This is a genomic window from Empedobacter sp. R750 (assembly GCF_030324345.1).
Taxonomy (GTDB): domain Bacteria; phylum Bacteroidota; class Bacteroidia; order Flavobacteriales; family Weeksellaceae; genus Empedobacter; species Empedobacter falsenii_C.
Map to the genome: position 1 here is coordinate 90,028 of NZ_JACAGF010000002.1, position 14,175 is coordinate 104,202.

At 29.9% G+C, this 14,175-nt stretch carries 13 protein-coding genes and 1 tRNA gene; 7 read left to right on the top strand and 7 right to left on the bottom strand.

All coding sequences use genetic code 11. From position 1 onward, the window contains the following. Window positions 1-1,218 carry a hypothetical protein gene (locus HXZ74_RS02885; RefSeq protein ID WP_038336451.1) on the top strand — a complete coding sequence of 406 codons (1,218 nt, stop codon included), beginning with the start codon at window positions 1-3 and terminating at the stop codon, window positions 1,216-1,218. On the opposite strand, the gene HXZ74_RS02890 is transcribed toward HXZ74_RS02885, so the two are convergent. Genes HXZ74_RS02890 through HXZ74_RS02905 form a run of 4 tightly spaced genes read right to left on the bottom strand, consistent with a single transcriptional unit; the run spans window position 1,211 to window position 7,025 of the window. Further along, a complete protein-coding gene (locus tag HXZ74_RS02890; RefSeq protein WP_114998023.1) occupies window positions 1,211-2,653 on the bottom strand; it encodes an oligosaccharide flippase family protein in 1,443 nt (480 codons plus the stop codon). The genes HXZ74_RS02885 and HXZ74_RS02890 overlap by 8 nt on opposite strands. A gap of 47 nt (window positions 2,654-2,700) precedes the next feature. Further along, a complete protein-coding gene (locus HXZ74_RS02895; RefSeq protein WP_181816252.1) occupies window positions 2,701-3,909 on the bottom strand; it encodes a glycosyltransferase in 1,209 nt (402 codons plus the stop codon). After that, window positions 3,906-5,771 carry an asparagine synthase (glutamine-hydrolyzing) gene (gene asnB / locus HXZ74_RS02900; RefSeq protein ID WP_280062350.1) on the bottom strand — a complete coding sequence of 622 codons (1,866 nt, stop codon included), beginning with the start codon at window positions 5,769-5,771 and terminating at the stop codon, window positions 3,906-3,908. The genes HXZ74_RS02895 and asnB overlap by 4 nt, the downstream gene beginning before the upstream one ends. A 3-nt stretch (window positions 5,772-5,774) precedes the next feature. Next, window positions 5,775-7,025 (bottom strand): lipopolysaccharide biosynthesis protein, encoded by a 1,251-nt coding sequence (locus tag HXZ74_RS02905; protein ID WP_038336446.1) that lies wholly within the window; start codon window positions 7,023-7,025, stop codon window positions 5,775-5,777. A 51-nt stretch (window positions 7,026-7,076) separates the two neighbouring features. On the opposite strand from HXZ74_RS02905, the gene HXZ74_RS02910 reads away from it, so the two are divergent. From HXZ74_RS02910 to HXZ74_RS02920, 3 genes are all read left to right on the top strand, one after another. Next, entirely contained in the window at window positions 7,077-7,772 is a 696-nt protein-coding gene (locus tag HXZ74_RS02910) for a YjjG family noncanonical pyrimidine nucleotidase (protein ID WP_114998029.1), read from the top strand. Window positions 7,773-7,848: 76 nt separating this feature from the next. Continuing rightward, window positions 7,849-8,445 carry an LURP-one-related family protein gene (locus HXZ74_RS02915; RefSeq protein WP_280062352.1) on the top strand — a complete coding sequence of 199 codons (597 nt, stop codon included), beginning with the start codon at window positions 7,849-7,851 and terminating at the stop codon, window positions 8,443-8,445. Window positions 8,446-8,529: 84 nt separating this feature from the next. Continuing rightward, a tRNA-Arg gene (locus HXZ74_RS02920) sits at window positions 8,530-8,603 on the top strand. Window positions 8,604-8,644: 41 nt separating this feature from the next. Here HXZ74_RS02920 and HXZ74_RS02925 read toward each other — a convergent pair. From HXZ74_RS02925 to hisS, 3 genes are all read right to left on the bottom strand, one after another. Continuing rightward, window positions 8,645-9,088, bottom strand: coding sequence for a hypothetical protein (locus HXZ74_RS02925; RefSeq protein ID WP_260392379.1), 444 nt, complete (start codon window positions 9,086-9,088; stop codon window positions 8,645-8,647). A gap of 93 nt (window positions 9,089-9,181) precedes the next feature. Next, window positions 9,182-10,102 carry a PfkB family carbohydrate kinase gene (locus tag HXZ74_RS02930; protein ID WP_114998038.1) on the bottom strand — a complete coding sequence of 307 codons (921 nt, stop codon included), beginning with the start codon at window positions 10,100-10,102 and terminating at the stop codon, window positions 9,182-9,184. A gap of 138 nt (window positions 10,103-10,240) precedes the next feature. Beyond that, the gene (hisS, locus tag HXZ74_RS02935) at window positions 10,241-11,611 is read right to left on the bottom strand and encodes a histidine--tRNA ligase (RefSeq protein ID WP_286473766.1); all 1,371 of its coding nucleotides are present in this window, start codon (window positions 11,609-11,611) and stop codon (window positions 10,241-10,243) included. A 162-nt stretch (window positions 11,612-11,773) separates the two neighbouring features. Here hisS and recF point away from each other — a divergent pair, with 162 nt between their 5' ends. The 3 genes from recF to HXZ74_RS02950 are packed head-to-tail and all read left to right on the top strand — an operon-like array spanning window position 11,774 to window position 14,115. Beyond that, on the top strand, window positions 11,774-12,853 hold the full coding sequence (gene recF, locus HXZ74_RS02940) for a DNA replication/repair protein RecF (RefSeq protein WP_280062353.1): 1,080 nt from the start codon (window positions 11,774-11,776) through the stop codon (window positions 12,851-12,853). After that, window positions 12,850-13,152: a DciA family protein gene (locus HXZ74_RS02945; RefSeq protein WP_180905351.1), complete on the top strand. Its 303-nt coding sequence runs from the start codon at window positions 12,850-12,852 to the stop codon at window positions 13,150-13,152. Before recF ends, HXZ74_RS02945 begins: the two co-directional genes overlap by 4 nt. Next, entirely contained in the window at window positions 13,153-14,115 is a 963-nt protein-coding gene (locus HXZ74_RS02950; RefSeq protein WP_286473768.1) for a YheT family hydrolase, read from the top strand. It begins immediately after the preceding gene. The last annotated feature ends 60 nt before the right edge of the window (window positions 14,116-14,175 follow it).

Sequence of the window (14,175 nt, forward strand, 5' to 3'; positions counted from 1 at the left end):
ATGAGAACGTTATTTTATATTATTTTTTGTTTTTCTATTTTTTCGTGCAGTAGTCAACAAGGTGGTTTAGTTTTTCCAAATCAATCAACAACTTCAAATTCGGTAAGTTCTACAAACCAATCTACAATCAAAAATTTTATTATCACAGATGATTTACAGCCAATCACTTTACAAGTAAATGTAATTGTTCTGAAACGAGATGATGGAACGGGAAATTATGATTTAAAAAATCCAGAAGAGAAACAGGCTTTAGAAAATTTCATGAATGCAAGCAATGACGTTTGGAGCAAATTTACTCAACCAAATGACTTAAATGGCTGTTATACTGGAAAAGATTTTTATCAAGATGCTAAAATTCGTTTTAAATATAATTACATTGAAATTAAAGATAACTATGCTTGGAATTATAAAAATAGTGGTGCTGATTTACAAAATATGAAATACAACGGATTTACACCGTATAGAGGTTGGTATTTAACTTATATAGATGATAAAATTTCTCAAGACGCTACAATGCCTAAAGGAATAAATGTATATCTAACAATGGATGCAGATAATTATGATCGTTTATATAAAGTAAAAAGCAAAGATTTTGATTTAAAAGAAGTTGCAGCAGCAGAATCCCCAAGTAGTAACTTATCACAAAGTATTAGCATTCATATCCCTAACCGATATTTAAAATATCTTTCTCATCGATTTCAAGATCCCATTCGTTTTAATAAAACGGTTGAAGAAACAATGTCATGGGATTTAGGAGATGCTCGAGGATTAGCTCACGAAATTGGACATAGCCTTGGTTTAAATCATAGTAATGAATACCACAATACAAATGCGTGCAAATTTTCTATAATGTCTCAAGTTGGTTCGGATCCTAAAAATTATCTTCAACCAACAGAAATTTTAAAGGCTCATAAAAATCTTAGAGAGACTAATTTAATTCAATTTGTAACAGAAGATTCTTTTTTAGGAAATACATTTTTAATCAATGAAAATACAAATTGGGATAAAACACTACGTTTTTATTCAAATTTAAAAATTGAGAACAATGTAATCTTAACAATTTCAGAACCAGTAATTTTAGCTCCAAAAGCAAAAGTAATCTTCGGAAATAATTCAAAGTTAATTTTCGAAAAAAATGGAAAATTAATTTATCCAAATGGAAAAGAATTTAATGAGTATATCAACAAGAAAAATAGTTCTATCGTAAAAATCAAATAGGCATATCTAATGATTGATATTTTTTACGGAAAATTAAACCTATTAAGACAACAAAAACAATTCCTTCTAAAATTGCAATCCATATATTAAAATCAATTATTCTTCTAAAAACTTGATCAATACCGAACATTAAAATTAAAACTATCAACTGCTCTGCAATAGATTTAATATATTTTTTTTGTTTAAAAAAGCCTATTGATTCCTTATAAAAGAACAAACATAGCATCACAACATAACTTATTAATGTTGTAATTGCAGCTCCAATGTATCCATAAGTCGGAACAACAAGAAAGTTTAATATAACATTAATAATTAAACAAATAATTAATATTTGAACGATTGTTTTTAATTTATTTCTGAATTTTAATTTGTTTTGGTTAATCGTAATTATTCCATAAATAAACGCACTAAAAAAAACATAAGGCATGATAATGTAGCCGTTTCTAAACTCTTCTCCTAAAAGAATTTCTGAGATTTCTTTAGAAAAAATAGAAATTAAAAACGTAATCGGCAATAAAGTAAAAATATAACCAAATAAATACTTTTGAAGTAAATTGTCTGCTTCATTTATATTATGAGATAATTCTTTGTTCATTTTAGGATTAATAACACTAAAAAATACAAAAACAAACGCTGTAATAGAGATTTGTGCAATATCATAAACTTTGGTGTAAATACCTACATTTCGCATATTATCATACATGGCCAAAATATATCGATCGCTTGAAACTAACAATAAAGTTATTATACTTGAAATAAGAACAAACGAACCAAAATTTAGAAATATTTTTAAATATCGCATTCTAACTAAATTAAGGTTCAGACTTTGTATTTTTTTATGATAGATCAGATAAAATCCAATTCCAACAACAAAGATTAAATCTATAATAATAGAACTACTAATCAATGAAGTGATATCAAAATCTAAAATAAATGCAGAAAATAATAAAACTATAAAACTGAATACAACTTGCGTTATCAACAAAATATTATTGAGCTTTGCATAGCCTTTTATTCTCAAAATCACATAAAATAATCCTAACAATTCTTTCAAAACAAAATGAAAAAAGCTAAGTATGATTAACTTATAAACCAAAGAAGGTGAGTGATAAAATGCAATAAACATTAAAGAACATAGAAGCATCACCACGCTCGAAATCAGATATAAAAAAAGAAGATTTGAATAGAATTTATTTAAAATTTTCTTTCTTTCAAATGAATTATAAAACCGCCAAATACAGCTTGATAACCATGAATAGGAAACAGTAGATATATATAAAAATATCCCCATAACTAATCCTAAATATCCGTAATCTTCAGCAGAATAATGTCGTGTAAAAATTGGTGTTTTTATGACATTAATTCCCATTGGTATTATCATTCCTAATAAATACCAAAACGTATCCCGAAAAAAAACGTTTTTAGAATTATTCATATTTTTTTAAAATAAATGATAATTAAAAATTCAATTAAAGAAAGGAACTATTGCTTTTCATTTAACAAAAATTGATATGTTTCTAATAACATTTCTTCCATAATATCCCAATTATATCTTTCATCAACAGCCTTTATTCCATTCTTTGCAAATTCATCAAAAGCTTTTCGATCATTTAACAAATCTAAAATTGTATTGGCTAATAATTTTTCATCATTTGGTTCAATCGCAATTCCAACATTATTTTCCAGCACATATTTTTTCATATAACCAAAATTGCTTGTAATAATCGGAATTCCAAAATTCATGTATTCAAATAATTTAATCTGAATAATTTCTTCATGGGTTTTAGCAAAAAGCAGAGGATTTAAACCTATTTTTATTTGATTAAAATAATCTGAAACTTCTTGATGAGGAACAAAATCTTTTAAAATTACATTTTTTTCTAAATTATTTTGTTGGATAAATTGCTTTATCTCAAATTCAAATTTTTTATCATACACTTGCCCAAGAAAAAGCAATTTATAATCTGGCAATTTCTCAACGATATATTTAGTAGATTTCAAAGCAACCAAAGCTCCTCTCATTTCAGATAAACCTCCTACATATGCTGCATCATATATTTTATCTTCGTAAGTTAAATGTTTACGTTGATCCTTAAGATTTGTAAAGTTATACATTATTTTTATCGGAACATTCGGGACATTCTTCTTAAAACGATTATATAATCCATCATCTACTGTAAAAATATAATCATAATCTTTTACCTTTTTATATTCCCAATTTTGAATATAATCTGCATAAGTATTTGTGATTATTTTAGGTATTTTTGAATCCTTAAAACGATAATCTTTCATATTTTTATCCAAAGGCTCCCGTCCATCGTAGATAAATTTAGGATTATTTCCTATTTTTTTTAAATCCCCTAAAATCCTATTTATTCTTGCATCATGAATATGATAGAGATCTGCTTTTATTGACTGACAATATTCTAAAGCTTCATCATATTCTGTTTTCACAAACGAAAGCCTTTTGAAAAAATAATTCAACAATAAAGTTGGTAAATACTTTTTACGTTTCAATTGTAGATAATGAATTCCTTCCTTTGTGATTCCTTTTCCACTAACATCTCCAATCGTAATATAATGAACATTATACCCATTTTTAACTAAAGATATAGCCTGTTTCCAATATATTCTGTCATCGTATAAAGTATGTAAATCTGCTAAAAAAACGATTGTATATGTCTGTTTCATTTCTTTTTCATTAATAAGCTCGTAGAAATTAAAAACCATTTTTTTGAAGGATGATCTATCCAATTTTTATAATTTTCTCCAAAATAAGTCTTTAATTCAGGAAAATCTTGTTCTAAATTAACACTTTCTAACCATTTTGAAGTAGGCATAGAAAATCCTTTTTTTTTCATAGAAAGCACATCTTTTGGTAAAATAGTTTGCACATTTTTTCGTAGAAAAGACTTATTGTTTTCTTTTGATAAATCTTGATCTAAAAATGAACAATTAAAATATTTCTGAACAAATAAATGATCCAAATACGGAAAACGCATTTCGATTTCGTTTTTCATCGCTGGTGAATCTGTTCGCAACGAATGATGAGAACTGATATAATAATAAAAATCCAAATAAGAGATTTTCTTTAACAAAGGCATTTTCTCAAAATTGATATTTGTAGATTTTACCTTATTCATCAAAACCGAAATTGGATGTTCCCAATCAGCACTTCCATGCATCGAAAATAATTGTTGAATAGCTTTCCAAGAAGAAAAACTTCTCATAATAAAAGGTGTAGCTTCTAAGCCAAACGTAGAGATTTCTTCGTATTTATTTCTCTTCGATCCTGTAAGAAAATATCGAAATGATTTCCATAAAAACGCTTGATATTTTTCTAATTTTTTGGCTTGATTGTAATAACCGTAACCATAAAATAATTCGTCCAATCCAAGTGCATTATGCAAAACGGTATAATTATTTTGTTTCGCTTTTTTCGTTAAAAAATAAGCCGGTTCTGGAGAAGAATTAGGCTCTTCCTCTGCAAAACAACATTCTTTTATCGTTTGTAAATCAACTTGATTTTCGATCTCAAACGCTTTGATATTCAAATTTGCATTTAGTGCATTACTTTTTGCAAAAGCTAACTCATTTTGTTCTGGAACAGATTCGTTATAAATTGTCAATGCATCAATATCAGAATTTTTCTGCCCTATCATATACGCCAATAATCCTGAATCTAATCCTCCACTCAGCATTATTGCTTGCTTCACATCTGAAACAGAACTAAGGTTAACAACTTTATCTACATCGTTTAAAAATTCTTCTGAAGAAATTAATTGATGATTCGGTTGATAATTTAATTGCCAATATTGGTTTTTCTCAGATTTAAAATTTGATAAATCAACTTTTAATTGAGTAGCAGCTTCTAAGGAATAAATATTGTTATAAATTGTATTTGGAGCGAAACTCGAATTGAGATAAAATGTATATGCTAAATGTTTAAAATTGATTTCCTTTTGAACCAAATCTGTCGCAAAAATCCCTTCTATTTCTGAAGAGAAAATAAAATTTTCTTCATCTAAAAAATAATAAAAAGGCTTAATTCCAAAACGATCTCGCCAAATATTTACTTCATTTTTTTGATAATCAACGATTACAATTACAAACATTCCACGCAAATATTGCACAAAATCGATTCCAAGCTTTAGATACAATTGAAAAGCAACTTCAGAATCTGAATCGGAAATAAAATCCACATCGCTTAAAAATTCATTTCGAAGTTCTTTAAAATTATAAACTTCTCCATTCATCATAAACGAAATTTTCGCGTCGTTATCGTAAAATGGTTGCATCCCATTATTTGACAAATCAATAATAGATAGACGATTAAAACCTATCCAATTATTTGCTTGTATTCCATCCGAATTTCTTAAATCAAATTGTGTTCGTTTATCAGATAATTGACTTGAATAAAAATGAATTTCTTTATCAAAAAAACTGGTATGAATGGTATTATTCGGACCACGATGTTTGATCGATTTTAAAGAATTTAGAATCGATGAACCGCTTAACTTATTTTTAGAAAAAATACCAGAAATTCCGCACATTTGCTACTTTTTATAACGTTTCAGCTCTTTCATTACAAAGTAAAGTTGAACCAAATAGCCCATTCCCGCAAAGAAAGAATATAGGGATAACGTCAAAAGTATGTTTTTATTTAGTCCGCCAATCACACAAGTAATCAATGTGACGAAAACCAAATAAATATTGAAGTATAGTGCGTAATGATTTTTCTTAATCACCACAACAATTTGCTGAATAGGATTCATTGCAGAACGACACAAAATCCAAAATGAAAGTATCCATGTCATAATATGTAAACCTCTCCATTCTGGTCCAAGCATCCACTCGAGAATAAAAATTCCGATACAATTCATCAACAAAAGAAAAACAGCAATTGCTCCAACGTTGTACAGCACCACTTTTTTCGATAAATCATATAATTGATGCGAACGATGATCAATCATTGCAGCAGATTTCTGAAAGAAAACTTTCGACATCGAATTGGAAAGTAATGTCAAAGGAACAACCAAAATTTTAGCTGAATTTCCTACAAAAGCTACATCTTCTTTCATAAAATAAATCGCGATCATAATGGGGAGCAAATTGTTCGCAATTGCATTCAACGATTCTGAGGGTAATGTATATTTTATGATTTCTTTGTTCTTAGAAATTGTTCGTTTAGCCAAACCAAAATCAATCGAAGAAAATCGTCCTTTTGTAATTGAAAAATAGTATGCACAAGACAAAACTGTTCCGAAAATTGTTCCATAAATCAATCCTGTTTCTTTGTAACCCATCCAATAAAAAATGAACTGAAAAAAAACCGAAAACAGCGCATTAATCACAAATCCTGTCGAAATACTTTTGAATAATTTATACTTCGTAAACAATGTATTTTGAACATTATTCCAAGCTGTAAATAATCCTGCAATACAACTTAAGAAAACAATAAATAAGGAAGTTTTGAATGTGAAAATTTCTTCTAAAATAGCATAACCCAAAAAGAATAAAATCGTTACAATACTACTCACTAATAATAAGGTTGTGAACAAATTTCGAATCGCTTTTGATGATTTCGAAATCACGAAAATATTCTCTAAACGAAATGTTGTCAAAATAGCTAGAATCGCCACAAAACTCAAAAAAGCATTATACGTTCCCGACGCTTCTGGACCATAAATTCGAGCCAAAATAATTCCGCCAATAAACATAATCACTTGCGCAATTGTGTTACCTGCCAACAAAGACAAAACACCTTTGGCATTCTTCGTTTTAAATTTTTCTAACTTCGCTTTCAATTGATATTTTCTTCATCAGCAAATCTACATAAAATCCTTAGCTTTGCATTTATGAACACAATAAAACACGTTTTTTTCGATCTTGATAACACACTTTGGGATTTCAGAAAAAATGCAAAATTCGCGCTAGATGAGCTTTACAAAAAGTATGATGTAGAAAATAGATATGGTTTTACATTCGAGGAATTTCATCCATTCTATCACGATAGCAATGAAGGACTTTGGGCTTTGATTCGTGACAAAAAAATTACAAAAGAAGAATTACGTGCACGTCGTTTCAAAGAAGCTTTCGATAATCTTGGAATTGATAATGATGCTTTAGCAAAGATTTTTGAAGAAGAATACATGGAAACGATTACCAATTATAATGAAGTCGTGGATGGCGCGATGGAATTATTGGATTATTTGAAGCCAAAATATAAACTACATATTATCACAAATGGTTTTATCGAAGTTTCGAAACGTAAAATTGAAACATCAGAATTAAATGGTTATTTTGATACGGTGACTTATGCAGACGAAATCAAAATCTTGAAACCTGATCCTCGTATTTTTTCTTTGGCAATGGAAAAATCTGGTGCAAAAAAGGATGAATCTATTTATATTGGAGATGATTGGATTGCAGATGCTGTTGGTGCAAAAGCTTTCGGAATGTCGGCTATTTTCTTTGATCGATTAGATGATAATTTTTCGATGGATGATGTTCCTACTATTACACATTTAGATGAAGTAAGAGAATATTTATAAACTTAAGGTTCAGAAATTCTGAACCTTTTTTTATGTCGAAAAAAAATCTATTTTTGATAAAAATTACTCAACACTTATGAATTTAAACAACCTAAAATTTCCGCTTGATATAAAGTTTCATATTGCAACTTTTTCCAATGATTTTTCTGTAACGGACGCTAATAATCAACCTGTGTTTTATGTACGCGAAAAAATTCTTTCGTGGCGAGACGTGATTAAAATCTACCGTGATTCATCGAAAAAAGAAGAACTTTTTCAACTTCGTTCGAATAAAATCATCGATTTTCAACAAACTTTTACCATTACAGATGCGAACGGAAATATTGTTGGTAAAGCAAAACGAAAAACTTTCAAATCCTTTTGGAAAGCGACTTTTCATATTTACGACGCAAATAATAATCATTTATTTACAATCAACGAACGTAGTGGTTTTACGCGCATGATGGACGGATTTGTTGGCGAAATTCCCGTTGTAGGATTTTTCTCTGGTTATATTTTCAATCCAAAATATGTTTTAACTGATTTACAAGGAGGAGAAATGATGGAAGTGTCAAAAGAACCTTCATTCTTTGGACGAAAATTTAAATTAAATCAATATCAATCATCTGAAAATGATACACTTTTTGTATTAAGTTTTATCTTGATGTTAATTACAGACAGAGATCGAGGATAATTTTATTTGAAAAATATTTGCAGATTCAAAAATAGTCTTTATATTTGCAGTCCAAAATAAGAACAATAGTTTCTTATCAGGAATGGCCGAGTGGCGCAACTGAATAGCGCACTTGATTACGGCTCAAGAGGTTACAGGTTTGAATCCTGTCTCGGTCACAAAAGCAAAAGCTCATCAAAATTTGATGAGCTTTTTTATTTTAATACACTTCTGTTTCTTGTGGAATTTCTTCTACTTTTTGAGATTTTTTTGTCATAAAGAATATACAATTCCCAAACCATGTAAACCAAAAAATATAAAATCCGAAATGGAACGTCTTTTTCAATAAACGATGTGAGGTTTCAGTAAAATCGTAATAGCAATAAATTAATCCAATAATTCCCATAAAAAGGAAAATGAGAGGCAATAACAAACGTTTAAAACGTTTCGTTGTTTTCTCATTCCAAATGGATAATACAATAAAAATAACAGCTTGTATGACAAATAATAACAAGGCTGTTTTCCACCACGATTTCAGGATCGTATATTCGTTGTAAATAATTGTGATTCCAACTTTTCCGATAAATGACATTTTCGAAATCATTATTCCAGAAAGTAAAGAGGAAAATGCTAATATGAGAAGATGTATAATTTTGTTTTTCATGATTAAAATTTATTAATTCAATTTACACAAAAATTAATCCATAAAAAAACCTCGAGAAGTTCTCGAGGTTAAATATTTTGATGAATAATTCTCTTATAAATTAATTGAGAAATCCATTAATTTTTTGAATGCTTTCAAGCGTTCAGCTAAACCATCACGTGTTAAATCACCTAATGATTCAGTACCGAATTTTTCACATGTTACAGATGCTAACGCAGATCCATAAACAATTGCACGTTTCATATTATCGAAAGAGAAATCGTTTGTTTTTGCTAAGTATCCAGAGAAACCACCTGCAAATGTATCTCCTGCTCCTGTTGGATCGAAAACATCTTCTAATGGTAAAGCTGGTGCAAAGAAAACTTGTTCTTCTTGGAATAATAAAGCTCCGTGTTCACCTTTTTTGATGATAACAGTTTTTGGTCCGAATGTCATAATTTTTTTAGCCGCTTTCACTAAACTATATTCACCTGACATTTGACGCGCTTCTTCGTCATTAATAGAAATTACATCAACATCTTTGATCACATCCATCAACTCGTTCCAAGCACAATCCATCCAAAAGTTCATTGTATCTAAAACAACCAAACCTGGACGCTTTTCTAATTGTGTCAACACTCCTTTTTGTACCAATGGATGTAAGTTTCCTAACATCAAAACGTCTGGAGATTTGCGATCTTGAGGAACAACTGGATTGAAAGTTTCTAAAACATTCAATTCTGTTGCTAACGTATCACGTGTGTTCAAATCGTTGTGGTATTTACCTTCCCAAAAGAATGTTTTTCCTTCTTTTACGATTTCTAAACCATCTAAATTAATTCCTTTTGAAATTAATAAATCGATGTATTCTTGTGGAAAATCTCCACCAACAACTGAAACGATTGCTGTATCCACGCCCAATAAAGAAGACGCCATACCGATATATGTAGCGGCACCACCTAAGATTTTATCTGTTTTCCCAAAAGGAGATTCTAATTTATCAAAGGCAACTGTACCAACTGTTAATAAACTCATTTTATATTCTTGATTAAATAGTTTGCAAATATATTGAATAGATTTGAATTAAGGCATAATGCCTATTTATTATTTTGTATCTAAACCTTATTTAACTTGTTATATATTAAACAAATACAATTAGATTCTTTCCAAAATCTATAACGCATTAGCCAAATCAGCAAAAGCAACTTCAGTTTGTTCTCCCGAAATCATATCTTTTACAGTCGCTTTTTGCTCTGCAATTTCTTTCTCACCCAAAAGAATTACTTTCTTAATTCCTTTTTTATCAGCATATCCCATTTGTTTTTTCATTTTTGAATCATCAGGATAAACCTCTGTATTAATTCCGCTTAGGCGTAATTGTTTCACCAATTTCATTGCTTCAGTAGCTTCTTTCGTTCCGAAATTAATGAACAACGCTTGAATATTTGTTGAATCTTCTAAAGCTGGGAATAAATTATTTTCTTCTAAAACTAAATACGTACGATCTAATCCAAAAGAAATTCCAACTCCAGAAATATCTTTCAATCCGAAAATTCCTGTCAAATCATCGTAGCGACCTCCTCCACCAATTGATGAAGAGAATTCTCCGATTTTCGCTTTCACTTCGAAAATAGCTCCTGTATAATAATCTAAACCACGCGCTAAAGTTAAGTTCAAAACTAATTCAGCAGATTGTAAACCAATAGTTGTTGTGTTTTCAAAAACAAATTCTAATTCTTCGATTCCTTTTAATCCTGTTTCCGACGATTTTAAAATTTCTTTTAATTGAGCAAATTGTGTTTTATAATCTCCATTCATTGAGAACAAAGGTGATAAAATTTCGATCGCAGAATCAGAAATTCCTTTTCCACGCATTTCTTCTTTCACCGCTTCTTCACCAATTTTGTCCAACTTATCTAAAGCCACAGTAAAATCAATCAATTGAACCGAAATATCTGCTACTTCTGCTAAACCTGATAAAATTTTACGGTTATTAATATGAATCTCAACTGGTGTTTTTAATTCTGTAAAAACCGAATCATATAATTGTACAAAATCAACCTCTTGTAACAACGAATCCGAACCTACAACATCTGCATCACATTGAAAAAATTCACGAAAACGACCTTTTTGAGGACGATCGGCACGCCAAACTGGTTGAATTTGGTAACGTTTGAAAGGAAATGTAATCTCATTCTGATGTTGTACCACATAACGCGCAAAAGGCACGGTTAAATCATAACGCAATGCTTTTTCAGAGATTTGCGCAATTACTTTTTGACTATTTCTATCTGTTAACAATTGCTCATCAACTTTTGCTAAATAATCTCCAGAATTCAAAATCTTGAAAATTAATCGATCTCCTTCTTCTCCGTATTTACCTGTTAAAGTTGATAAATTTTCGAATGATGGAGTTTCGATTGGAGAGAATCCGAATAACACGAATTGTTTTTTAATCGTGTTGATAATATATTGACGACGATTCACTTCTAAAGGCGAGAAATCTCTTGTCCCTTTTGGAATCGATGGTTTTTGAATTGCCATTTTTCTAAATCTTTCTTTTAAAGATGCAAAAATACATCATTTTGATTTTTAACTCGACATTTTGTTTCAAAATCATTGTTTTAGGATTGAAAATCATTATAAAAAATCATAAATCAAACTTCTTCAAACGTAAATCTTAATTAATATCGTAATTTTGCTTTTATGTATTTGAAAGAACTTAAAGCGCGACAATTCAAGAATTTTGATGAAAATAATTTCGAATTTTCACCAAAAATTAATGCATTTGTAGGACAAAATGGAAAGGGCAAAACCAATGTTTTGGACGCTATTCACTATTTGGCTTTAAGTAAATCGTATCTGAATCATTCGGATGCGATGAATATTCAATTCGATTGCGATTTTTTTACCTTAGAAGGAACTTTTGATCGAAACGAATCTGATGATGTGATTTTTTGCTTGGTTCGTTCTGGTCAGCCCAAACAACTAAAACGAAATTCGAAATCGTATGATCGTATTTCTGATCACATTGGGCAATATCCTCTGGTGATGATTTCGCCTTATGACAACGATTTAATCAAAGAAGGAAGCGAAGTTCGACGCAAATTTTTGGACAATATTATTTCGCAGTCGAATAAGCAATATTTAGCTGATTTGATGCGATACAATAAAGTTTTAGTCCAACGAAATGCGTTACTAAAATACTTTGCTGCAAATAATACATTTGATTCAACTTCTTTGGAAATTTATGATGAAGAATTGATTCATTTAGGAAAAAAAATATATGAAGTTAGAAAAGAATTTATTCAAACTTTTTTGGATGCTTTCCTAAAATATTACAATGAAATTTCGGAAGGTCGAGAAAAAGTGAACATCGAATATGTTTCTCAGCTTAATGACGCACCTTTTGAAACGGTTCTGAAAGAAGCTTTGTACAAAGATCGTTCGGCACAATACTCGACTGTTGGAATTCATAAAGATGATTTATTGTTTACGATTACCAATTATCCAATCAAGAAATTTGGTTCGCAAGGTCAACAAAAATCGTACTTAATTGCTTTGAAATTAGCACAATTAGAAGTTATCAAATCATCCTTAAATATTACTCCTTTATTATTATTAGACGATATTTTTGATAAATTGGACGAACATCGTGTAACACAATTGATTAAATTAGTGAACGAAGAACGATTTGGTCAAATTTTTATCACCGATACACATCCCGAAAGAACAGAGCAAATCATTAAACAAATTAATTCTGAAAGTAAAGTTTTCCGTTTATGAAAAAGTACGAAAAAAGAAGTAATCAGCAAACGCTTGGTCAAGCTTTGGAGCATTTTATTAAACAAAGTGGAAAGGAAGAATTGATTTGGGAAGTGAAAGCAGAAGAGGCTTGGCAAACGGTGATGGGAAAGTTTTTCGAGAAATATACGGACCGAGTTGAAGTAAGACAAAGAGTTTTGTATGTAAAAATTAATTCTCCTGCCATGCGACAAGAATTATTGATGGGAAAATCGAAGATTTTAGCTAATATAAATGAAGAAATTAAAAAGGATTTTTTAGTTGACGTAAAAATATTTTAAATGCCTTACATCGAACATTCTACTTACCTTACACCTAATTTCATCAACAGAAATGCACATCTTTCTACCATTTTTCCGGCGAAATTCAAGAAATACCCTGTTCCAGATTACACAAGAGAAAAAATGGAAACCGATGATGGTGATTTTCTGAATTTGGATTGGCGATTTCAAAATAATAAAGACAAATTAGTTATACTTTTTCACGGATTAGAAGGCGATTCGAAACGAACGTATCTTAATTCGTGTTCAGATTATTTTTATGATAAAGGATTTAATATTCTAGCTTGGAATCATCGTTCTTGTGGAGGCGAAATGAACAAAACTTGCAGACTTTATCATCATGGTTCGATTGACGATGTACACAGAGTTGTAGAAAAAGCGTTGAAAGAAAATTATCAAGAAATTTCTTTGATTGGTTACTCGATGGGCGGCGCATTAATTTTGAATTATCTTGGAAGTTATGAAGTTTCGAACAAGATAAAATCTGCTGTAGTTTTTTCTGCACCAATTTCTTTAAAATCAAGTTCAGATACTTTAAAAAAGTTTCCAAATACAGTCTATTTTAAAAATTTTAAGCGAACACTTGTTCCAAAATTTAAAGCAAAAGCTAAACAATTCCCTGGAAAGTTAAATGAGGAAATGATTGATAAAATCAAAACTTTTGATGAAATTGATGCTTATTTTACTGCGCCAATGCATGGTTATAGCAGTAAAGAAGATTATTACCACAAAGCTTCTCCTGCAACTGTTTTGGACCATATAAAAACACCCTGTTTGATTGTTAACGCTGCTAATGATCCTTTTTTAGGGGATGATTGTTATCCTATCGAACGTTTTAAAAAACATGAATTCTGCACGTTTGAAATGCCAAAATACGGTGGACATTGTGGCTTTCCGTTAGAAAACAATAAACATTCTTGGGCGGAAATTAGAGCTTGGAAGTTTATTGGAAATATTAATTAAAAGATTGACATAAAAAAAACCTCGAAGCAAGCTTCGAGGTTTTTGTTTATGATAAATTTA